Here is a 20,076-nt window from a genome sequence, read left to right on the forward strand (position 1 = left end):
AAAATCCATGATCATTGTGATCATGGATTTTATCATTTATCATTCACACTTAAGCTAATTCGTCAATAACTTTTGGTAGAGCCATAATGGAAATAACGCAAAGTGAACTGACAACTTGATGCATTTCAAAAATGGCAATGATGAATAACATCAGTGATATATATAATTGAAGGCCTTTTAATCCCCATGGCTTGCGATCGAAAAAAAAGTCGCTAAGTACAAATACAAAGAAAATGAGCGAACTGAACAAAATAATCATGGATGTAGACATGGAACGATCATAAGCAATGATAAATAACAAAGCGAGAAGCGACACAACAGATATAACTTTTAATGTTTTAATCATCGTGTTTTTATTCACTTTTTTCACCTTCATTTGTAGGATTGATCTTTCATCCTCATTTTATAGGATAGTCAAAAGTTCTAAAAGTCAAACGAATAAATCATAACAACAATTTAACATCTTTATACTACATTTACATTGAGAGAAAAAAATGGGCGTGTTTTGAGCTTTGTGCCCTTCATTGACGCGTGCAAAGAACAAGTGCTATAGTATGTTTGCTCTAAAAGCTAAAGGAGCAAAGTTTTCAAAGGACGTGACTATGTGAACGAAACACTATTAGTAATTGATGGATTTAATTTATTAAGCCGCTGTTATTTTGCTACTTCTTATGGCAGAGATGAAGCAGCGTTGACAAGAAACAGTAAGGGTCAATTTACGAATGCCCTGAGAGTAACGATTCAAAAAATGCATGCATTGATTCACCAATATGAGCCAACCCATATTTTCGTCGCTTGGGATGTTAAGCGCGAGGATACAAAACGTAAAGATACATACGCCCTATATAAGCAAACAAGAGCAGAGCTGCCTGAGCCGCTGATTCAGCAGTACGAAACGTTAAAGCAGTTTTTTGACACCGTCGGGATTTATCAAATGTCATTGTCTTCTTATGAAGCAGATGATTTAATCGGCGCACTGGCAAATAAGTGGAGCAAAGAAAAGCAAAGCCCAGGATATATTTACAGCAACGACCGAGACTTGCTTCAGCTCCTAGATCAACATATTTCACAAATTATTGCTAAAAAGCAGGTGGGAGATCTTGTTTATGGCTTTAAGCACTTTCAAGAAGAATACAATATTCATCCTCGTCAATGGGTGGACGTAAAAGCATTGCTTGGTGACAAATCTGACAATATTCCGGGCGTTCCTGGTGTAGGAGAAAAAGCCGCACTGCCTCTTATTCAACAATATGGCTCTATCCATGAAATTTATGCACAAATTGAACAATTAGATCCAGCTTTTAATCGGTACAAAAAAAAGCTGGTCGAAGGAAAAGAACTAGGTATGCTTAGTCGTGAACTTGCTGAGATTATTATAGACATTCAAGAAATCAGCATGTTGACTTGGGGAGAATTAACATTTATGTATGATTATGAACGATGGAATAAAGAAATTCAAAGTCTAGAACTAAACATTAGGATTCGCTCATGATTTTTAGTACAATACAATTTATGAACATGAGAAAGGAGTAACAAGCGTGCAACCAATTCATAAAGAAACAGTCCAAAAAAAAATACAAACATTTTTAAATAAAGACGTATATGTACACCTTGAAACGACAAACGGTGCATATGCTTCACACGTAAATGAAAAAGTAATGACAGTTGGGGCTTTTATTCGCAATGGTAAAGTCACTATTTCAAACGGAAAGATAACTGGAGAAGGTCCTTATCGTGTAGGTCTTCAAATTGACTTAGGATGGATTTATGCAGAGGGATTAACAGATTGGGAAATTGATGAAGAAGGCCGACTTCTTCTAGCTGGGCATGACTTTGAAGGTCGTTTAGCAGTTGCCCTTCAATTAAGTGAACATCCGTTTTCATAACAGAAAAGAGAGGAGAATAGAACATGGAAGAAAGATTATTAATTGTATTTCCGCATCCTGACGATGAAGCATATGGAGCAGCAGGAATGATCACGCAAGCGAGACAAAAAGGAACGCCCGTTACATATGCCTGTGTTACGCTAGGTGAAATGGGACGAAATATGGGTAGACCGCTGTTTGCTAACCGTGAAACTTTACCTCAAATCCGAAAAAAAGAACTTTTGGATTTAGCGAACGTTTTAGATATTCAAGACTTGCGTATGCTAGGGCTTCGTGATAAAACGCTGGAATTTCTTGATATTGATGTTTTTGCAGATAAAATTGAAGAAATCATTAACGATGTAAAGCCGACTCACATTTTAACGCATTACCCTGGCTTTGCGGTACACCCTGATCATAATGCTACAGGAGCAGCTACCATTCAAGCAGTAAAACGTATGCCAAAAGAAAAGCGTCCGGTGGTTTGGTGTCATGCGTTTTCAAAAGATCGTATTGAACATATTGGAGAACCAGATGTTATTTTTGATGTAACAGCGATGAAAGATAAAAAAATTGAAGCGTTAAAAGCCCATCGTTCTCAAACAGAAGGAATGATGAACGCAATTGACTTCGACCGCTTATCTGACTATCCGCAAATGGAACGTTTATTAACTAGAGAAGAATTCTGGACATATAACTGGGAGTAACAGATGAAAAAACAGCGAATTTTATTTATTGGAGCAGGACGAATGGCTGAAGCTGTAGCAGCTGGTTTGGTTACGAGCAGCGCTGACAGTATTGAGGCAGTGGTGATGTCAAACAACGGAGATATTGAGCGGTTACAGCGTGTTGAAAAAACGTACGGCGTACAAACGACGCAAAATTGGCGCCAAGAAGTTGACAATTCGGACGTTATTATTTTAGCGATGCCTCCTGAGGCCCATCCTTCCGTGCTCAAGGAACTTTCAACTCATTTAAATCAACAATTTGTCGTAACGTTAGCGGCAGGAATTGGTCCGAGTTACTTAGAAAATCACCTTCCGCAAGATACGCCTGTCGCTTGGATTATGCCAAATACAGCTGCTATGATTGGACAATCGATGTCACTGTATACACTTGGAACTTTTGCCACAAAAGAGCATAAAGAAGTGCTTCACATGATTTTAAAAGGAATTGGTGAAGCGCATGAGTGTTCAGAGAAAGAAGTACATGAGTTAACGGCTGTAACTGGCAGTGCACCTGCGTTTTTATATTATTTTGCAGAATCGTTAATTGATGCAACTACTGCTTACGGTGTAGATGAAAAAACAGCCAAAGATTTAGTTATTCAAATGATGTATGGCTCTGTACAAATGCTGCATGAAACCAAAGATCCTGCGTCTTTAAGAGAGCGAGTAACAACTCCAGGCGGCGCTACTGCCGAAGGGTTAAAAGTGATGAAAGAACAGGACTTCTCTTTAATAATGAAACAGGCAATTGAAGCAACGAATAAAAAAGCAATGGGTGGAAGTTAAAAAACTCGTACAACCATATGTTAGCTGAAAAATCCGAACTATAGTTCAGCATTCTTTCATTAGAATGTTGAATCAGTTCGGATTTTTTAATGAATAGACTTCCTTAACATACATATATTCCTCTTTGGAGCTGTTTTTTCTCTATGTCCCAAATTTTTTTAGTCATCAACAAACCGCTTTTTCATATCAGAAGTTGGGAGCATGCAGTGCTGCTGTTTACCAAACCACTTATATCGGTTGCGAGCGATCCAGTTGTATACTATATCTCGAATAGGTGCAGGAATGATAATGAAAGCATATAAAAATTTAACGGGTCCATCTAAGCGCTTGGCGATTTTTAAAGCAGCCGTTGATTTTACATATCTTTGGTTTCCATGAATATATACAATGCTGTCTAATTGCTCAGGAAGTAAACCGTGAGAGGCTAGCTGCTGCTTTCCGAAATCTGATTGAAGAGAAGCGAAAGAAAACAAAGCTTGTTCATCATGTTTAATAATATATTGAACACTGCTATTACATAAATTACATATACCATCAAAAAGAATTAAATGTTTCATTGGACGATTTCGCTCCTATTCCATAAAAAAAGTATAATTACTTGTCATTTTTGAAAAATAAAGGTACGTTTAAAAGATGTGAAAGTGATCCAAATTCAAAGGTAATTCGATTATACAATAAGGACTCATAAGAGTTAAAGGAGAAGGGTATGAAAGAGCAAAACGACGTTGTCTTATACAATAGAATAAAAGAACGAGACAAAAAAGCCCTTGAACTGCTGTATGACAAGTATGAGCGAATTCTTTATTCGTTTATATACCGGTTAACAAATAGCTCTGATATTGCTGAAGAAGCTGTTCAAGAAGTGTTTATTAAGCTGTGGAGAGGAAAGGGAGTTTACAGCGATGAAAAAGGGAAGTTTTCATCATGGCTGTTTACGATTACAAGAAACACCGCGATTGATATTGTAAGAAAAAGAAAAAACGATCCTATTTTCTCAGAAGAAATTTTTGATTTTATTGAAGATGATCATCCTCAGATTGACGAGCAGCTTCAGTGGAAAGAAGAACAGCAGAGAGTACGGCACGCTGTATCAAAATTGTCTGAAGACCAAAAAAAGATTATTCAATCCGTTTATTTTAAGGGATTAACGCAGCAAAAAGTAGCAGAAGAGCAGCAAATCCCATTAGGAACAGTAAAGGGTAGGGTGCGATTAGCGTTGCGGAAATTAAAAACATATTTAGGTACTGATGCAGAAGGGAGAGCTGATTCATGAGTATGTGCAATAAACTAATTGATTACTATAATGATCAGTTGACTTCCCATGAGAAAAAAGAGTTTGAAATGCACTTAAAAAACTGTCAAAGCTGTCAAGAAGAACTAAGAGAGCTGGAGGAAGTTCTTGGAGATCTAACGTATTTGACACCAGCACAATCTCCTCCGCCAGAAATGAAACAGCGAATACTTGCGAACGTATTTGAAGAAGATCAAGATGAGACAAAGAGAGAACCAATCGCTTTAAAAAGTGAAAAACAACATGCTGCGTCTAAGAAATCAAATAAAAAATCCATCATTATTGGATTAGCTGCGGCACTTCTTTTATCCCTTGCAGGAAACAGCTACTTTCTGTTGAAAGATGGAGACAAAGGCAAACAAGAACCAAATGTTTCGGTTGCTCCTCAAAACGAACCTCTTACATCTGAAAAAACAATGAAGCTGCAGGCGGAGCCGAACGTTTCTGGTGAAGCAACAGCATCTCTTACGAAAAAAGGTGGAAATTTAAATGTGGTCATTCAAGCGAATAACTTGAAAAACGTAAAGGGAAATGAAGTTTATCAGGTGTGGCTCATAAAAGGTGATAAGCCTCATCCGGCAGGTGCTTTTGTAACAGATAAAAATGGAAACGGGACAGTGGTCTATACGATGAGTCAAAAAGAACAGACTGAAAAGTGGGATGTTATGGCCATTACTTTAGAACCGAATGCGAACAACAAGACGCCAAAAGGAAACATTGTGTTAAGTTCAGCGCTCTAACAAAAACCCTTCTGCTAACAGAAGGGTTTTGTTACGTGCAGTTAATCATCTTCAAATTGTATGGCAATGGTTTGGTCATTTTCTATCTTATTCAGTCGAATTTCCAATAATCCATTTTTGTACTTAGCGCGAACTGGTTCGTCTGTGTAGTGAAAAGGAAGTTTGACCGTGCGAGAAAATACGCCTGTATGGCGTTCGTTGAGCTTTAACTTTTGTTTAGATGCTTCATAAGCATAAGGAACGTTCCCTTCAACTGTTAATATATTTGCGTCCAACTTGATTTGAATGTCGTTAGTTGAATGCAGTCCAGGAACCTCAACGACGATAATGCCTTCTTTATCGGTTTCATATAAGTCGACGTTTGGAAATCGCTTTGGTAAGATGTGATTTAAATCGCTCCAAAAGTGATTTCCAAGCATATCTTCTACCTTATGCTGAATCGAACCCCAATCAATCTCTTCATATTTTTTACTCAAAGGAACCCCTCCTTATATTCACGTAAATTCCTTCTATATATATGAAAAAAAGAAAATTCAATGCCTGCTTACAAAGAATGAGAAAAACGCGTAAATAAGTGAAAAAATGTGAGAAAAAAAAGAGATTTTGAGTGAAAAAGAAGGATTATGTAGAATAAAAAAAGTATAATTACGTATAGAGCTTTCTATTTTCCTGAATGAAAGCAAGTATGTGAAGGAGGAAGTTGAGATGAGAGAAAAGCGTACATCCAGTGGTTTTCTATTAAAACAACGTGCTTTCTTAAAATTATATATGATTACGATGACAGAACAAGAGCGTCTGTATGGCCTTCGGTTATTAGATGTGTTGAGAGATGAATTTCGACCTTTTGGGTTCAAACCTAATCATTCTGAAGTATACAAAGCCCTTCATGACTTGATTGAAGACGGTGTCCTCAAACAGGTGAAGCGTAAAAAAGAAGGAATGAAGCTTCAAGAAGTGGTTTATTATACATTTACAAATGAGGGAGAAGAGAAAGCTAAACTATATAAAAAACAATTAAAAGTAGAGCTGGAGCGGTGTGAAGCTATGATTCAAAAAGCTATTCGTGACAACTTCGGGTCCAAATGAACGTGTCTTTAGTTAGAAAAGGCACGTTTTTTCTATAGCTGATTTTGTCGTCTTATGTCGGAATAAAAGTTATAAAATGGGTACAAAGTAGTGTAAAAGATGGATATATAGTTATATTATGGATAAAATACACACTTTTAACATATATGGATGAATTCGATTTTAAAGATTATGCACTATTCATAAATAGTGTACGAATTGATATGATACAAAGTGTATATAAATCTATTTAATGCGTTATTTGCCATATTTTAAGAACTTATAAACCGTTATCAGACCATCATTGAAGCATTTTGGTTTTAGCAACTCTGACGAATTTGACTAGATTTGTATCGAGAAGATATTATTTGTTTACTATGAAAGGAATGGATTTTATGAAGTCTACAGGAATTGTAAGAAAAGTAGATGAATTGGGTCGCGTAGTAATTCCTATTGAATTGCGCCGCATTTTAAATATCAACACAGGTGATCCAGTAGAAATATATGTTGATGAAGATATTATTATTTTACAAAAGTATAGCCCGTATGGTGCTTGCTTAGTAACTGGGGAAATTACGCGTGAAAACTTAACCTTTGGGAATGGAAACGTTGTGTTAAGTAAAAAAGGTGCGGAACAGCTTTTACAAGAGTTAGAGCGTACCTTAAATAAATAAGAAGTTTTAGGCCTTAGTATAAGGAAGAATATCGATCCATCTTTAAACAAAAAAAGAACGTTCTTTTGAGAACGTTCTTTTTTTGTTTAAGCCGTTCGAGAAGATTTATCCTCCTCTAGCAGCTGCTTTTTTTGTATTTTTATCAAACGATACGCAAGTCCTGTTGCTCCTGCAGCGAGCCCCGCAATTAGTCCAACCCAATAGCCAAACGCCTGCAAATCGGTGTATTTTGCTAAAACAATGCCTAAAGGTAGACCAATTACCCAATAAGATACCAAGGACATTAAAAAGGTAACATTTACATCCTTATATCCTCGCAGAGCGCCTTGAATAGGAGCTTGAAGAGCATCAGAAAGCTGAAAGAAAATTGCATAAATCAAAAAGTGAGAAGTTAATGCGAGTACCTCTGCATCTTTTGTATATAAAGATGCTACAGATTCTCGAAGAGTAAATAAAAGACATGCGCAAACAAAAGCCATGCCAACAGCAATTGTTATACCGATCCTGCTATAGCTTCGTGCATCTTGATTCCGTTTAGCACCCGCTTCAAATCCTACAACAATTGTTAAAGCCATAGAAATACTCAGCGGAATCATATAGAGAAATGAGGCAAAATTAATAGCTGCTTGGTGAGAAGCGATTGTAATGGTATTGTATGAGCTCATAAACAGCGTGACGGCTGAAAAAATACTTGTTTCAAAAAAGACCGAAAAACCGATAGGTAAACCAATTTTTAATATTTCTTTCCAATTAGAAAAAGAGATACGGTGAAATCTTTTAAATAAATCGAAGTTAGAAAAAGGTTCTTTTTTATGAATAATTACAATGGATACAATGAGTATGCACCAATACGTAACGGCAGTTGCATAACCAGAGCCTACTCCACCTAAGTGGGGGAAGCCTAGCTTACCGAAGATTAATACATAGTTCAAAGCTACATTAACCGGAAGCCCTAAAATGGTGATAAGCATAGACGTACGAGTTTGCCCTAAAGCATCAATAAAGTTTCGTAAAACCGTATAAATAAAAAGCGGAATAATACCAAAAGATAAAGCAATTAAATACTGTTTGGCAATGCGCATTACGTTTGCTTCTAAATTCATCCCTTTTAAAATAGGATCAACAACAAAAAAGCCGATTAAAATAATCACAACGGCCATTAAAATGGAGACATAAAGCCCTTGAATGACGGAGAACGGAACTTTTTTCTTTTGATTAGCTCCGACAAGCTGTGCAACAATTGGCGTAATAGACATTAAAATTCCGCTTAGCCCTGTAAAAACAGGTACCCATAAGCTTGAACCAATTGCTACCCCTGCCAAGTCGTCTGCGCTAACTCTTCCTGACATCATCGTATCAAAAAAAGTCATTGAAAACATTCCAAACTGGGTGACCAATATCGGAAATAAAATAAAAACGAACTGCTTAACTTTTTGAGACGTTGAAAACGTTTGTTGCATTAAAAAACCCCCAATTTGAAAACATTTACACCAAAAAGCATTATATCACGCCGTGGCTTGTTTTTGCTAAGAGTTCTGACAATAAATTCAAAGAACGTATCCATAAAACGCAGCGATTTAAAAGGAGTAAAAAGGTAAAACAGTATATGATTTTAATTTTGACATGCAGTGAGCTATGATAGAAAGTATAGTAATTATCATTTAGCGTGGAGGGATACGTGTGGATTTACAGTTGCAAAATAAAAATGTACTTATTACCGGCGGGTCAAAAGGAATTGGGAAAGCTATTGCTGCCTTGTTTATTCAAGAAGGAGCAAACGTTGGAATTGCGGCAAGAGGAGAGGAAGCGCTACAGGATGCACAGTCAGAATTAGAAAACGTACGTACATATACAGCAGACCTAACAAACGAATCAGACAGAGTTGCATTAATCGAGAAATTCATTAAAGACTTTGGAAGCATCGATATTTTAATTAATAACGCTGGAGGAAGTAATGGAAGCAAGGCAATGGAAACAGATTTATCCCTTTTCAAAGAAGCGATGGAGCTTAACTATTTTTCAGCTGTCCACTTGAGCAAGCTAGCAGCAGCTCGTATGACAAAAGATGGGGCAATCGTTAATGTGACGTCTATTTTCGGGAGAGAAAGTGGAGGGAAAGTCACGTACAATAACGCAAAATCAGCGCTTATCAGCTTTACAAAGTCGTTTGCAGATGAAATGATTTCTAAAGGAATTCGTGTAAATGGAGTAGCGCCGGGAAGCATTTTGCATGAAACGGGTAATTGGAAAAAAAGAATGGATGAAAATCCGGAAAAGATTAAGCAGTTTGTTGAAAACGAAATACCAGCAGGGCGCTTTGGAGAGCCGGAAGAAGTGGCAAACGCCGTTGCTTTTTTAGCATCTTCTCAAGCTTCATGGATAGTGGGTGCGACGTTAAACGTAGACGGTGGGCAGTCAAAAATGAACTTTTAAAAAAAGTGCAGGAATTTCCTGCACTTTTTCATTATCCAATATCTTTTTGCATACGGGGAATCTGAAAATCTTCGTTAATTGCGTCCGCTGTAAGCTGACCAGATAATGTCACCATTGGCACCCCGCCTCCAGGGTGTGTAGAGCCGCCTACAAAATAAAGGTTAGAAAGAAGCTGACTTCTTGCCGGGATTTTAAAACCTCCATTTTTCTTACGGTCAGTCGCTACGCCATAAATGGACCCGCCGTTAGCACCGTAAAGCTCCTGGATATCGTTAGGAGTAAACGTATATTCAAACTCAATGCTTGAACGTAAGTCTTCTAATCCCATTGCCTCAAGCTTTTTCAATACGACATCCCGGTAGCGGTCTTTTAATGCAGCCCAGTCGTCGCCTTCTTTTAAAGGAGGTACATGAGTAAGAACGAACAGATTTTCTTTTCCTTCAGGAGCTTGCGTAGGGTCTGATTTAGACGATACGCCAATGTAAATTGTCGGATCCATAGCTACTTGACCTTTGTTAAAGATTGTATCAAACTCTTCTTTCTGATCCTTTGAGAAGAAGAAATTATGATGTTGAAGCTGCTTGTACTGTTTGTTAACCCCTAATAAAAGAACAAGCCCAGAAACAGTAGGCTCGAATTTAGCAAGCTGCTGAGTTTGCTTAGCTGCCTGCGCATGATTCTTTAATAAATAGCGGTAAGTTGGAATTGCTTCTAGATTAGATACCACAATATCTGCTGATAGATTCTCGCCATTTTCTAGTGTAATTCCAGTTGCCTTTGCTCCGCTTGTTGTGATTTCTTTTACCGGCGTATTTAGATGCACAGTGACGCCAAGTTCTTGAAGAAGCTTATCCATCGCTTCAGCGATTTTGTACATTCCGCCTTTTACGTAATAAATACCTAATCCTAGCTGAACGTGAGCAAGCTGTGTTAATACAGCCGGTGCATGATAAGGAGAAGAACCGATGTACATAATTAAAAAATTAAACAATTGACGCAAATGTTTGTTTGAAAAATATTTGCGTGTAGTAGCATCCATAGATCTCATTGGATCCATTTGAAGCAGTTCTTTTACTGTGTGCATCGTTCGTAAGTCGTGCAGTCCAGATAAACTTTTTTTATAAAAACTTTTTAAGTTCGATTCATACATTTTATTTGCATAAGATAAATAGTCAAAAAAACCTTCAATGTCTTCTGGAGCAAGCTCTTGAAGCTGCTGAAGCATGCCAGGAAGGTCACTGGTCAAATCAATTTGTGTTCCATCTTGGAAAAAAGTTCTCCACTGAGGCTCAATTCGTTCTATTGTTAAGTAGTCGTGGATATTGCGGCCCGCACTTTCAAATAGCTGCTCTAGCACCCACGGCATCGTTAAAATAGAAGGTCCCGTATCGAAAGAAAATCCTTTGCCGCTGCGAATATTTAACTTACCGCCAATTCGCTCGCTTTTTTCAACGACTGTTACATCATATCCATCAGCTGACAGACGAATAGCAGCTGACAGACCACCTAAACCTGCGCCTACAACAATTACTTTCTTTTTCATCTTTTTCCTCCTTATAAAACCAAAGCGAGTTGTCAACAATGTGTATAAAATGACTTCACGCAAAATAAAAATAGGTCTACAACTTTTTATTTTGTCCAGTTCGCTAATTTTCATACGTAAAGGAAAGGAGAAAAGGATGTCCTTTTTACTGGTTGCTCTTGTCTTGACAGGTACGCTTGTCATCACTATCCCTACATTTAAACGTGTAAAAATAGTAAAAAACGATATGTCATGTTTGTCCATTATTATTCCAGCTAGAAATGAAGAAAGAAACCTTACCTTTTTATTGCAGTCACTCCAGTTAGAGAATGCTGACTTTGAAGTGATTGTTGTAGATGACAATTCAACAGATAATACTGAGAGGGTAGCCAAAGCATCTGGCGTAAAAGTAGTGCACCCGGGCGCACTTCCAGCTGGATGGCTAGGAAAGTCATGGGCATGCTGGAATGGAGCACGAGAAGCAAAAGGCTCGGTGCTTTTGTTTTTAGATGCTGATATTACAGTAGAGAAAGACGGAATTGAAAAAGTATTTTTCTATTACCAACAGCAAGGGGGTGTGCTGTCGGTTCATCCTTATCACCTTGTTAAGAGGCCTTATGAAATGTTTTCTGCTTTATTTCACTATGTTACGTTTGCATCGATTGGCGCGTTTCACCCCTTTAAAAATTGGAAAAGTCCTTCTGTCGGTTTCGGGCAGTGCTTGCTTTGCAGCGCAGCCTCCTACTTTCAAAGCGGAGGCCACGAAGGGATAAAAAAAGAAGTGGTTGAAAATATGGCGCTGGTTGAGAAAATGAACAAACAAGGTGAATTTATTACGTGTATGAGTGGACAGGGAGCTCTTTCCATGCGTATGTATCCAAATGGTATGAAAAGCCTTATAAGAGGGTGGAGTAAAAGTTTTGCTTCAGGTGCGGGGAAAACGGAAGCCATTTATTTATTTCTAATAAGTTTGTGGCTTACTAGCATGATTAATTATGTCCTTTTTTTACCTACTCTATGGAATCAACATGCAGGCTTGGCAATTAGCAGCTATGTTTGCTATGTAAGTCTCTTATTTAATAGCTTAAGAAAAATAGGTTCGTTTCCTTTTTTTTCTTTATGCTTATTTCCTATTCATGTGCTATTTTTTCTGGGTCTATTCGTATGGTCTTTCATCCAAACAGCGGTGAGAAAGAAAGTTAAATGGAAAGAACGCAGCATATCTATAGAAGAAGAAAAAAAGAAGAAAGTGATAAAATGACAGGTGTTCAGCTCTTAATTAATATCATGGCATGGTTTGTGATTCACATGTTCATCGCCTACAGATGCACAAAAATTTCTGCCTTTTATTTAAAAAAGGACCTTGCGCTGTTTAAGGTTCAAAGCTGGGAAACAGTTGGGATATATAAAAAATTCGGGGTACACCGATGGAAAACGTGGCTTCCTGATGCAGGAAAGCTATTTAAACGAGGATTTTATAAAAAGAAATGGGAGAGTAGAACGAAGGAATATGCACAGCTTTTTTTAATTGAAACAAATCGAGCAGAGTTAACTCACTGGATCAGCATACTTCCTTCTATTCTTTTTTTTATATGGAACTCTCCTTCTATAGGTGTTTGGATGGTTATTTATGCGATTGTCGCAAACGTCCCGTTTATTTTGGTTCAACGATATAATCGAATACGAATTCATCAAGTTGTTTTGAAACTCAAATGAAATTAATTCACGTGCCTTTGGCTCCGAGTAGGGGCCTCGGTTTTTATTTTTTTCTCCTTATTCGAAGACAATAACTTCTTGGATAAAAGAAAAAAAGAAGCAAAGGCGATATAAATACTAAAAAAGACTAAAAACCCCCATAAACCTGCTATAGCATCATCAAATTCCATATTGCCCCGAGTGGTAATTCCTTGCTGAATTTCAATGGCAAAAACTAAGACAAGCATAACGGTAAGGGTATAGATAAAAGAAATAGCTGTAATACTAAATTTCCACTTTGACAATAATTTAAAGATCATATAAACGCTTAAAAACGTGAGCAGTCCAATAATACCGATAATCCAGAAGTGAAGTTCTTTATCTGAAAGAGAAAATCCTAGTAAATAAAAAATATAAATTAATCCGTCGTGCAATACATTAATAATATTTGTAATGAAAACAATACATTCTTTCATTTTTTCTCCTTTATAAAAATGTAAGACGTTTAAACTGCTAGGCATACACGCATGCATAGCCCGTACTCATTCCAATTTTATATAAAAAATGCACTTTCTAGATCAGACGTTAAAGAGATCTGAAATTTCAAATAATATTTATAATTTATATTATAAACAAAAAGGTAAAAAAATAAAAATTTTCGATGCAAACTGACACATTTTTTTCATATTTAAAGAAAGAAATAACTCAAAATATGTGGTTTACTGTAGAAAGAAAAGAAAATAAGAGGGATTGATATAACAAATATTCACAAGTGCTTTTATGCATTCTCTTGTAAAGTAGAAGGAAAACTAAGGCAAGTGTTAAATTTATATGTATAGTGGACAAAATAAAAAATAAATATAAAATAGTGAAACTTAAAGAGAAGCTGTCCGTATTAAATAGTGAGAAGAAAAAAGCACAGAATACATTTGTGTTTGAAAGCCGATAGAGCTGGGAATAAGAAAGTAGTTATTTTCTCACGTTTGGTGAAAATTATACGTAACGGTGTTGACAATTTTTTTAAAAGAGTTAAAATGTGAAAGAACAGATTAGCTCTCTTACATTTTTTGTAAGAGAGATTTCTTTTTACATTTACTATAAAAATAAAAGTGAGCTTAAATTTCAATAGAGACAGAGGTGGGAATATGAAACAGCTCATGACAAACGGTAAAAATATTTTTTCGAAACAGCTGCCGTTATTTCTAATTGCAGTTTTGTTGTTTTGGATTAAAACGTATACCGTTTATCGTATCGAATTTAACTTAGGGCTAGATAATTTTATGCAAAAGTTCTTACTTTTCATAAACCCAATTGGTTCGGCAATTTTCTTTTTTGCCATTGCATTACTATTTAAAGGGCGCGGAAAAGTACGAGCACTGCTTGGAATGAATTTCTTACTTTCATTCATCCTGTACGCAAATGTAGTATACTATCGCTTCTTTAATGATTTTATTACTGTTCCTGTATTGACTCAGTCAAACAACTTTGGTCAATTAGGCGGCAGTGCCATGGCTTTAATTAGCCCAACTGATATTTTATACTTCACAGATTTCTTTATTCTTTTAGTTTTAGTACTATGGAAAAAAGTTGACTTACCAGCAACAATTAGTCGACGTACTGTGACAGGTGTATTTCTATCAGGGATTTTATTCTTAAGTGCCAACATCGCACTAGCGGAAATGGATCGTCCTCAACTATTAACAAGAACATTTGACCGCAACTATTTAGTAAAATATTTAGGAACGTATAACTATACGATCTATGACATCATCCAGAGCTCGAAATCTTCAGCACAGCGCGCGCTAGCAGATAGCAGTGATGTGGCTGAGGTAGAGAACTATGCAAAAGCAACATATGCTGAGCCGAACAAAGAATATTTCGGTCAAGCAAAAGGCAAAAACGTTATCTATATTTCATTAGAGTCACTTCAGTCATTTATGATTGGTTATAAGTTAAATGGTGAAGAAGTAACGCCATTCTTAAATTCACTATTAAAAGATCAGAACACAATGTATTTCGATAACTTCTTCCATCAAACAGGGCAAGGTAAAACGTCAGATGCTGAATTCATGATGGAGAACTCATTATTCGGCTTACCTCAAGGTTCTGTATTTACAACAAAAGCAAATAACACCTATCAGTCGCTGTCTGGTATTCTAGATCAGCAAGGCTATACAACATCTGTGTTCCACGGAAATGGAAAATCGTTCTGGAACCGTGACGAAATGTATAAATCAATGGGTGTAGAAAAATTCTTTGATTCAGCTTATTACAATATGTCAGACGAAGATACGTTGAACTATGGTTTAAAAGATAAGCCATTCTTTAAAGAATCAATGCCGTACCTAAAAGGCTTAAAGCAGCCATTTAGCGCGAAGTTCATTACGTTATCAAACCACTTCCCTTATCCGCTAGATAAGGAAGACCAAACGATTGGACCTCATAATACAGGAGATAAGTCAGTTGACCAATACTTCCAAACGGCTCGTTATTTAGATGAATCAATCAAGCAATTCTTTGAGGATTTACAGGCCTCTGGCTTAGCAGACAATACGATGGTCGTGATGTACGGTGACCACTACGGTATTTCTGAAAACCATAAGCGTGCAATGGGCAAAGTAATGGGTAAAAACATCAATGATTTTGAACAAGCTCAGCTGCAGCGCGTACCATTATTTATTACTTCACCAGGCCTTAAAGGCGGCGTAAATCATACGTATGGTGGAGACGTAGATGTTCGTCCAACAGTGATGCATTTATTAGGTCTTGATACAAAAGACTATATTGACTTTGGTACAGACTTATTATCAAAAGAACATCAGCAAGTTGTACCTTTCCGTAACGGTGACTTTGTTACACCTAAGGTAACAAAAGTTGATCAGAAAGTGTATGACAACGCAACGGGCAAGCAGCTTTCAGATAAGGAAGCGAAACAGTATGATAAGTATGATGAACTAGTTAAGAAAAAGCTAGAACTATCAGATAAACTTGTTTACGGAGATTTACTCCGCTTTCATACGCCAGAAGGGTTCAAACCAATTGAACGCTCGAAGTATGATTACAACAAGCGCGAAGATCAATAAAAAACAGGCAGCTTTTAATAGCTGCCTGTTTTTTTGTTTTGTGAAACCTTTAAAGGTTTTATCCGTATATAAATTATAACAGTAATCGTTTTAAGAGACGGGAAGACAATGGTATAATATGTATACGTTTAAAAGTTCGGTCACATTTGAGATAGGAGTGAAAGCGATGAAAGTCGTTCGAATTATAAAAAAGATTCTTGCCATTTGGGTAACAGGAGCAGTAGCCGTTCCGGTCAGCTATTTTGGATTTAGTACCACGATGATTCAATCCTTTGGCATTAGTGTAGGAGTAATGGTCGTGATGAGCCTGTTTTTTATTATGAGCAGTGCTCGACGTCATTATCAAAATCCGTATAGAGAAGAAATTGCATACGTTCGTCATCAAGTAAAAGAGGCAAGAAAGCAATTAAGAACCATTGGAAGCTATCGTTTTAAAATTCGATCTGTTCATATGTGGACAGAACTTTCTAAACTATACAAAGTAGGTAAAAGCATCATTGAAATGGTAGAAAAAGAGCCCGCACGATATAAAGATGTTCAGCCCTTTTTTACGAACTACTTACAATCAACGGTTACCGTCATTGAAAGGTATATGTTTTTATTATCAAAACCAACGAAAAGCATAGAAGTCAAAGAAAGTCTTCATGAAGCGGAAGACATGCTGCGCGGGTTATCAGGAAAGTATGAGCATTTATTAACAAATGCTCTTTCACAAGATAAGCTGACGTTAGATGTAGAGCTTAAAGTGCTAAAACAAGCATTTGAAGAAGAGCAGCCGTATATACCGACAGCTACTAATCGCACAAAGTAACGTAAATGCAAAGGATGGGATTTTATGATGAAAGAATATAATCAAAATCAATCGTTAGATGCGCTGCTTGATGACCCTTTTGCGTCGCCTACCCCGCAGGTACAATCGGACTCTCGCGCTGTAAAAAGAAACACATACGATGATTTGACACCGGAATATCAGGAAAAAGCACAGAAAATCGCAAATCAAATTGATTATAAAAATCAGCAGGCTATCTTACAGTACGGGGTAGCAGCTCAGTCAGAACTATCTCAGTTTTCTCAATCTGTACTACAGCATGTTCAAACGAAAGATACGGGACCAGTAGGAGACGTTATAGGAGATTTAATGAGTAAGATTCGCCAAGTGAATCCCGATGATTTTTCTGCAAAGAAAAAAGGAGTCATCGGTCGATTGTTTTCAGGAGTCTCTAGGCCTATTCAAAATTTATTAACAAAATATCAAAGCATTAATGTTGAAATTGATAAAATTGCAGATAAGTTAGAGCGCTCAAAACAAATGCTGTATCGAGACATTACGATGCTAGATAGCTTATATGATAAAAATAAACAGTTTTACGAGGCGCTTAACGTCTACATTGCAGCGGCAGAATATAAGTTAGTGGGGCTGCAGAATGAAACGCTGCCCCAGCTTCAGCAAACAGCATCTCAAAAAAATGATTACTTGATGGCTCAGGAAGTCAATGATTTAAATCAATTTATCAATAGGCTAGAAAAACGAGTGCATGATTTAAAACTGAGCCGTCAAATTGCCATTCAAAGTGCACCGCAGATTCGATTAATTCAAGAAGTCAATCAGACCCTTGTTGAAAAAATTCAAAGCTCTATTTTAACGGCTATTCCACTTTGGAAAAATCAAGTAGTAATCGCAACCACTTTATTACGCCAAAAGAAAGCAATGGAAGCCCAAAAGCAAGTATCTAAGACAACAAACGACTTGCTTACTAAAAATTCAGAGCTGCTCAAGCAGAACACGATTGAAGTAGCTCGTGAAAACGAGGCGGGGATTGTCGATATCGAAACATTGAAAAAAACGCAGTCCGATTTGATTACCACGTTAGAAGAAGTGCTAAAGATACAAGAAGAAGGACGTACGAAGCGTACCGAGGCAGAATCAGAGCTGTATCAAATGGAAAAAGATTTAAAAACTAAACTGTTAGATATGAAATAAAGAAAAAGTCGGTTTACACACTTTGTAAACCGACTTTTTCTCTGTTTTATGCATTTTGAAGCGTTCTCGCCATTTCAAAAAACGGCGTTAAATCCCTTTCGGATTTAGGAGCAAAGATCGTTAACCGGAAAGTAGGGTGTTGATTTTGCTTTCGAACGAGAAAACCGTATGCGTTACTTTTATCATCTGACGCTTTGTACGCAGCTTCTATCTCTAAGTTATGGTGAATGAGGTGTGTATCAAGAGAAGCCACTTCCGAAAAGCCAGCTCTTAAAATTTCTTTTGTTTCTTTATTGAGCTCCTCTACACTTTTATTTGAGGGAAACACTTCAATCCGCATCCACAAAGCATCATTTTTTTGTTGTAAATGACATCTTTTCGTGGCTCTTCTTCTGTAAACTCGTATCCTTCTAGTACGTAAAGCGTATAGTTTTGATTGGTGCTTCTTTTAAGATAACCCGCATCTGTTCTGCTGCTTCCTTTGTAAGGATAGGTGAACTTTTGCTGTGGCAAGCGTTCTTTTGGAATTTCTTCTTGTGTGTTAATAAGCTCTTCACGAAAAGCAGTTGAGCAGCCACCCATCAAACATATAAAGCAAACAAGAAATATCTTTTTTTTCATAGTTGGCTTCCTTATCTATTTTCATTCATGCGTTTTTACTGAGTTCACAATTGAAATTAACTTTTTTTCATCATCAGAATTTTCAGCTGTAACCATCGTGATTTTTAAAGCAGGGTGCCCCTTTGTTTCTCTTAGTACATACAGCTTTGCCGTTTCTTTTTTACTCCCTGATGTAGATGCAAACATAACAGGTTGAAGAAATAGGGATGTAGAAGAAATTTTTAACGATTTTCCAAACTGGTCATCAAACAATTCTTTTGAGCGCTCTAGATATGATTTGCTTGTACTTTCTTTCGCGGAAAGGACTTCAATTCGCATCCACGTATAGGGAGTCTTGGTTGAAAAAAGAATATCTTTTCCATCCTCTTCTTTTTGAAGCGTATATTCATTGGGCAATGAAAGAGAATATCCTTGTTCGCTTACGGTGAGCTGCTGATGTTCCTTATTGCTTTCACTGACTGCTTTAACAGAAGGCAGTATAACCATGGTTATGCTTATCATTAACAGAAGCGCTAAATAAAATTTTCGCATGTATATATCTCCTATTCAAAACGCTAGACAGCGTGTAGTTACTATAAAAAAATGTTTTCGCCATGTTAGAACCTGTAGGTTTATTTTTGACTTTTTGGTAAAGCTAAAAACACAATCAATTAGTAATGGAGAGAAGACTATGAAAAACCGTAAATCAACTTCTGCAGCTAATCGCCGTCAACAGCGCGTGTGTTTGGGTGATGAACGATTATTTGCAGTTGGTATCAAAGCGTTTATTGACAATACGCATGAATCACACCTAGACAAAAAAGGAGGTCATTGAGTGAAATGGTGCTTGTCAATTATCATTATTGTTTCCATTAATTTCTATGGTATTCAGGCGGATGCTGCAAAGAAGAGCAGATTTTATTATGAAAAAAAAGGAGATATCGTGTGGGAAGTTCCCATGAAAGACGAGAAGTTGATTGCGCTCACATTTGATGATGGACCAGATCCTAAATATACGCCGACCATTTTGAACTTATTGCAAGAGTACGGTGCCAAAGCAACTTTTTTTGTAGTCGGCGATCGAGTAACGTCGTTTCCCAAGCTTGCTCAAAGAGAAGTTCGTGAAGGGCATGAACTTGCCAATCATACATATAGCCATTTGAAAGTAAGGGGCCAGGAAGTAGAGAGAATTGAACAAGAAATCGAAAAAGCGGATGAACGTATACAAGCTATTACAGGAATAAAACCTTACCTGTTTCGTCCACCTACTGGCTATTATGACGATAGGGTAGTAAAAGCTGCTAAAAATCAGCAGTATACCATTATTCTTTGGTCTTGGCATCAAGATACATTTGATTGGAGAAATCCAGGCGTAGGTAAAATTGTAAGTCAAGTGCTTAACCATGCCAGGTCAGGAGATATTGTATTGTTTCATGATACGGGAGGAGATCGAACCCAAACCATTGAAGCATTAAAACAAATTTTACCGAAGTTAAAGGAAGAGGGGTATAAATTTGTAACGGTCTCAGAACTTTTAAAACATCACCCCAATTATAAATCTCTTTATTTGATGCAACAGCAAAAACAGCACTCCGTTCAATAATCGGGTGCTG

At 37.0% G+C, this 20,076-nt stretch carries 25 protein-coding genes; 16 read left to right on the forward strand and 9 right to left on the reverse strand.

All coding sequences use genetic code 11. From position 1 onward, the window contains the following. Positions 1-49 precede the first annotated feature (49 nt). Complete coding sequence (locus tag LJC66_RS10095; RefSeq protein ID WP_016763842.1) at positions 50-361, reverse strand: hypothetical protein; 312 nt, start codon at positions 359-361, stop codon at positions 50-52. Between the two features lie 243 nt (positions 362-604). On the opposite strand from LJC66_RS10095, the gene LJC66_RS10100 reads away from it, so the two are divergent. The 4 genes from LJC66_RS10100 to proC are packed head-to-tail and all read left to right on the forward strand — an operon-like array spanning position 605 to position 3,379. Then, positions 605-1,492 carry a 5'-3' exonuclease gene (locus tag LJC66_RS10100; protein ID WP_230932470.1) on the forward strand — a complete coding sequence of 296 codons (888 nt, stop codon included), beginning with the start codon at positions 605-607 and terminating at the stop codon, positions 1,490-1,492. A gap of 46 nt (positions 1,493-1,538) precedes the next feature. Further along, positions 1,539-1,886, forward strand: coding sequence for a YojF family protein (locus tag LJC66_RS10105; RefSeq protein ID WP_013056714.1), 348 nt, complete (start codon positions 1,539-1,541; stop codon positions 1,884-1,886). A 23-nt stretch (positions 1,887-1,909) separates the two neighbouring features. Then, complete coding sequence (gene bshB2, locus LJC66_RS10110) at positions 1,910-2,572, forward strand: bacillithiol biosynthesis deacetylase BshB2 (protein ID WP_013056715.1); 663 nt, start codon at positions 1,910-1,912, stop codon at positions 2,570-2,572. A 3-nt stretch (positions 2,573-2,575) separates the two neighbouring features. Continuing rightward, positions 2,576-3,379, forward strand: a complete 804-nt coding sequence (proC, locus tag LJC66_RS10115; RefSeq protein WP_195694345.1) for a pyrroline-5-carboxylate reductase — start codon at positions 2,576-2,578, stop codon at positions 3,377-3,379. 158 nt (positions 3,380-3,537) lie between these two features. On the opposite strand, the gene LJC66_RS10120 is transcribed toward proC, so the two are convergent. Beyond that, complete coding sequence (locus LJC66_RS10120) at positions 3,538-3,936, reverse strand: thiol-disulfide oxidoreductase DCC family protein (RefSeq protein ID WP_013082859.1); 399 nt, start codon at positions 3,934-3,936, stop codon at positions 3,538-3,540. A gap of 149 nt (positions 3,937-4,085) precedes the next feature. On the opposite strand from LJC66_RS10120, the gene LJC66_RS10125 reads away from it, so the two are divergent. Both LJC66_RS10125 and LJC66_RS10130 read left to right on the forward strand, forming a co-directional pair. Then, positions 4,086-4,652 (forward strand): RNA polymerase sigma factor, encoded by a 567-nt coding sequence (locus LJC66_RS10125; RefSeq protein WP_025752052.1) that lies wholly within the window; start codon positions 4,086-4,088, stop codon positions 4,650-4,652. Beyond that, a complete protein-coding gene (locus LJC66_RS10130; protein WP_195694343.1) occupies positions 4,649-5,410 on the forward strand; it encodes an anti-sigma factor in 762 nt (253 codons plus the stop codon). Before LJC66_RS10125 ends, LJC66_RS10130 begins: the two co-directional genes overlap by 4 nt. 41 nt (positions 5,411-5,451) lie before the next feature. Here LJC66_RS10130 and LJC66_RS10135 read toward each other — a convergent pair whose 3' ends face one another. Then, positions 5,452-5,886: an Hsp20/alpha crystallin family protein gene (locus LJC66_RS10135; protein ID WP_013082862.1), complete on the reverse strand. Its 435-nt coding sequence runs from the start codon at positions 5,884-5,886 to the stop codon at positions 5,452-5,454. Between the two features lie 229 nt (positions 5,887-6,115). Here LJC66_RS10135 and LJC66_RS10140 point away from each other — a divergent pair, with 229 nt between their 5' ends. After that, the gene (locus tag LJC66_RS10140; RefSeq protein WP_013056721.1) at positions 6,116-6,496 is read left to right on the forward strand and encodes a replication termination protein; all 381 of its coding nucleotides are present in this window, start codon (positions 6,116-6,118) and stop codon (positions 6,494-6,496) included. Between the two features lie 374 nt (positions 6,497-6,870). Beyond that, the gene (locus LJC66_RS10145) at positions 6,871-7,149 is read left to right on the forward strand and encodes an AbrB/MazE/SpoVT family DNA-binding domain-containing protein (protein ID WP_025752053.1); all 279 of its coding nucleotides are present in this window, start codon (positions 6,871-6,873) and stop codon (positions 7,147-7,149) included. 86 nt (positions 7,150-7,235) lie between these two features. Here the strand turns inward: LJC66_RS10145 and LJC66_RS10150 are convergent, their stop codons facing one another. Further along, positions 7,236-8,609, reverse strand: a complete 1,374-nt coding sequence (locus LJC66_RS10150; RefSeq protein WP_050690005.1) for an MATE family efflux transporter — start codon at positions 8,607-8,609, stop codon at positions 7,236-7,238. Between the two features lie 220 nt (positions 8,610-8,829). Between LJC66_RS10150 and LJC66_RS10155 the strand changes: the two genes are divergently transcribed. Next, on the forward strand, positions 8,830-9,582 hold the full coding sequence (locus LJC66_RS10155) for an SDR family NAD(P)-dependent oxidoreductase (protein WP_195694338.1): 753 nt from the start codon (positions 8,830-8,832) through the stop codon (positions 9,580-9,582). Between the two features lie 31 nt (positions 9,583-9,613). On the opposite strand, the gene LJC66_RS10160 is transcribed toward LJC66_RS10155, so the two are convergent. Beyond that, positions 9,614-11,125 (reverse strand): phytoene desaturase family protein, encoded by a 1,512-nt coding sequence (locus LJC66_RS10160; protein WP_195694336.1) that lies wholly within the window; start codon positions 11,123-11,125, stop codon positions 9,614-9,616. 136 nt (positions 11,126-11,261) lie between these two features. Between LJC66_RS10160 and LJC66_RS10165 the strand changes: the two genes are divergently transcribed. Both LJC66_RS10165 and LJC66_RS10170 read left to right on the forward strand, forming a co-directional pair. Next, positions 11,262-12,365, forward strand: a complete 1,104-nt coding sequence (locus LJC66_RS10165) for a glycosyltransferase family 2 protein (RefSeq protein ID WP_230932471.1) — start codon at positions 11,262-11,264, stop codon at positions 12,363-12,365. Beyond that, positions 12,308-12,820, forward strand: a complete 513-nt coding sequence (locus LJC66_RS10170; RefSeq protein ID WP_230932472.1) for a glycosyl-4,4'-diaponeurosporenoate acyltransferase CrtO family protein — start codon at positions 12,308-12,310, stop codon at positions 12,818-12,820. The genes LJC66_RS10165 and LJC66_RS10170 overlap by 58 nt, the downstream gene beginning before the upstream one ends. A 2-nt stretch (positions 12,821-12,822) precedes the next feature. Here the strand turns inward: LJC66_RS10170 and LJC66_RS10175 are convergent, their stop codons facing one another. After that, positions 12,823-13,275 (reverse strand): hypothetical protein, encoded by a 453-nt coding sequence (locus LJC66_RS10175; protein ID WP_013056728.1) that lies wholly within the window; start codon positions 13,273-13,275, stop codon positions 12,823-12,825. Positions 13,276-13,944: 669 nt separating this feature from the next. Between LJC66_RS10175 and ltaS the strand changes: the two genes are divergently transcribed. The 3 genes from ltaS (at position 13,945) to LJC66_RS10190 (ending at position 17,863) form a co-directional block, all read left to right on the forward strand. Further along, entirely contained in the window at positions 13,945-15,882 is a 1,938-nt protein-coding gene (ltaS, locus tag LJC66_RS10180; protein ID WP_013056729.1) for a lipoteichoic acid synthase, read from the forward strand. Positions 15,883-16,048: 166 nt separating this feature from the next. Further along, the gene (locus LJC66_RS10185; protein ID WP_230932473.1) at positions 16,049-16,693 is read left to right on the forward strand and encodes a 5-bromo-4-chloroindolyl phosphate hydrolysis family protein; all 645 of its coding nucleotides are present in this window, start codon (positions 16,049-16,051) and stop codon (positions 16,691-16,693) included. A gap of 24 nt (positions 16,694-16,717) precedes the next feature. Then, positions 16,718-17,863 carry a toxic anion resistance protein gene (locus tag LJC66_RS10190; protein ID WP_230932474.1) on the forward strand — a complete coding sequence of 382 codons (1,146 nt, stop codon included), beginning with the start codon at positions 16,718-16,720 and terminating at the stop codon, positions 17,861-17,863. Between the two features lie 46 nt (positions 17,864-17,909). Here LJC66_RS10190 and LJC66_RS10195 read toward each other — a convergent pair whose 3' ends face one another. Genes LJC66_RS10195 through LJC66_RS10205 form a run of 3 tightly spaced genes read right to left on the reverse strand, consistent with a single transcriptional unit; the run spans position 17,910 to position 19,015 of the window. Then, on the reverse strand, positions 17,910-18,191 hold the full coding sequence (locus tag LJC66_RS10195; RefSeq protein WP_230932475.1) for a hypothetical protein: 282 nt from the start codon (positions 18,189-18,191) through the stop codon (positions 17,910-17,912). After that, positions 18,167-18,484, reverse strand: coding sequence for a hypothetical protein (locus LJC66_RS10200; RefSeq protein ID WP_230932476.1), 318 nt, complete (start codon positions 18,482-18,484; stop codon positions 18,167-18,169). Before LJC66_RS10200 ends, LJC66_RS10195 begins: the two co-directional genes overlap by 25 nt. 21 nt (positions 18,485-18,505) lie before the next feature. Next, on the reverse strand, positions 18,506-19,015 hold the full coding sequence (locus tag LJC66_RS10205; protein ID WP_230932477.1) for a hypothetical protein: 510 nt from the start codon (positions 19,013-19,015) through the stop codon (positions 18,506-18,508). 139 nt (positions 19,016-19,154) lie between these two features. Here LJC66_RS10205 and LJC66_RS10210 point away from each other — a divergent pair, with 139 nt between their 5' ends. Then, the gene (locus tag LJC66_RS10210) at positions 19,155-19,298 is read left to right on the forward strand and encodes a hypothetical protein (protein WP_013056734.1); all 144 of its coding nucleotides are present in this window, start codon (positions 19,155-19,157) and stop codon (positions 19,296-19,298) included. Further along, a complete protein-coding gene (locus LJC66_RS10215; RefSeq protein WP_025752060.1) occupies positions 19,299-20,066 on the forward strand; it encodes a polysaccharide deacetylase family protein in 768 nt (255 codons plus the stop codon). The last annotated feature ends 10 nt before the right edge of the window (positions 20,067-20,076 follow it).

The organism is Priestia sp. TSO9 (genome assembly GCF_021029645.1).
Taxonomy (GTDB): Bacteria; Bacillota; Bacilli; order Bacillales; family Bacillaceae_H; genus Priestia; species Priestia megaterium_E.

Coding starts and splice junctions, on each gene's coding strand:
- bshB2 (WP_013056715.1), top strand. CDS start 1,910: ATGGAAGAAAGATTATTAATTGTATTTCCGCATCCTGACGATGAAGCA.
- proC (WP_195694345.1), top strand. CDS start 2,576: ATGAAAAAACAGCGAATTTTATTTATTGGAGCAGGACGAATGGCTGAA.
- LJC66_RS10120 (WP_013082859.1), bottom strand. CDS start 3,936: ATGAAACATTTAATTCTTTTTGATGGTATATGTAATTTATGTAATAGC.
- LJC66_RS10125 (WP_025752052.1), top strand. CDS start 4,086: ATGAAAGAGCAAAACGACGTTGTCTTATACAATAGAATAAAAGAACGA.
- LJC66_RS10130 (WP_195694343.1), top strand. CDS start 4,649: ATGAGTATGTGCAATAAACTAATTGATTACTATAATGATCAGTTGACT.
- LJC66_RS10140 (WP_013056721.1), top strand. CDS start 6,116: ATGAGAGAAAAGCGTACATCCAGTGGTTTTCTATTAAAACAACGTGCT.
- LJC66_RS10145 (WP_025752053.1), top strand. CDS start 6,871: ATGAAGTCTACAGGAATTGTAAGAAAAGTAGATGAATTGGGTCGCGTA.
- LJC66_RS10150 (WP_050690005.1), bottom strand. CDS start 8,609: ATGCAACAAACGTTTTCAACGTCTCAAAAAGTTAAGCAGTTCGTTTTT.
- LJC66_RS10160 (WP_195694336.1), bottom strand. CDS start 11,125: ATGAAAAAGAAAGTAATTGTTGTAGGCGCAGGTTTAGGTGGTCTGTCA.
- LJC66_RS10165 (WP_230932471.1), top strand. CDS start 11,262: ATGTCCTTTTTACTGGTTGCTCTTGTCTTGACAGGTACGCTTGTCATC.
- LJC66_RS10170 (WP_230932472.1), top strand. CDS start 12,308: ATGGAAAGAACGCAGCATATCTATAGAAGAAGAAAAAAAGAAGAAAGT.
- LJC66_RS10175 (WP_013056728.1), bottom strand. CDS start 13,275: ATGAAAGAATGTATTGTTTTCATTACAAATATTATTAATGTATTGCAC.
- ltaS (WP_013056729.1), top strand. CDS start 13,945: ATGAAACAGCTCATGACAAACGGTAAAAATATTTTTTCGAAACAGCTG.
- LJC66_RS10185 (WP_230932473.1), top strand. CDS start 16,049: ATGAAAGTCGTTCGAATTATAAAAAAGATTCTTGCCATTTGGGTAACA.
- LJC66_RS10190 (WP_230932474.1), top strand. CDS start 16,718: ATGATGAAAGAATATAATCAAAATCAATCGTTAGATGCGCTGCTTGAT.
- LJC66_RS10200 (WP_230932476.1), bottom strand. CDS start 18,484: ATGAAAAAAAAGATATTTCTTGTTTGCTTTATATGTTTGATGGGTGGC.
- LJC66_RS10205 (WP_230932477.1), bottom strand. CDS start 19,015: ATGCGAAAATTTTATTTAGCGCTTCTGTTAATGATAAGCATAACCATG.
- LJC66_RS10210 (WP_013056734.1), top strand. CDS start 19,155: ATGAAAAACCGTAAATCAACTTCTGCAGCTAATCGCCGTCAACAGCGC.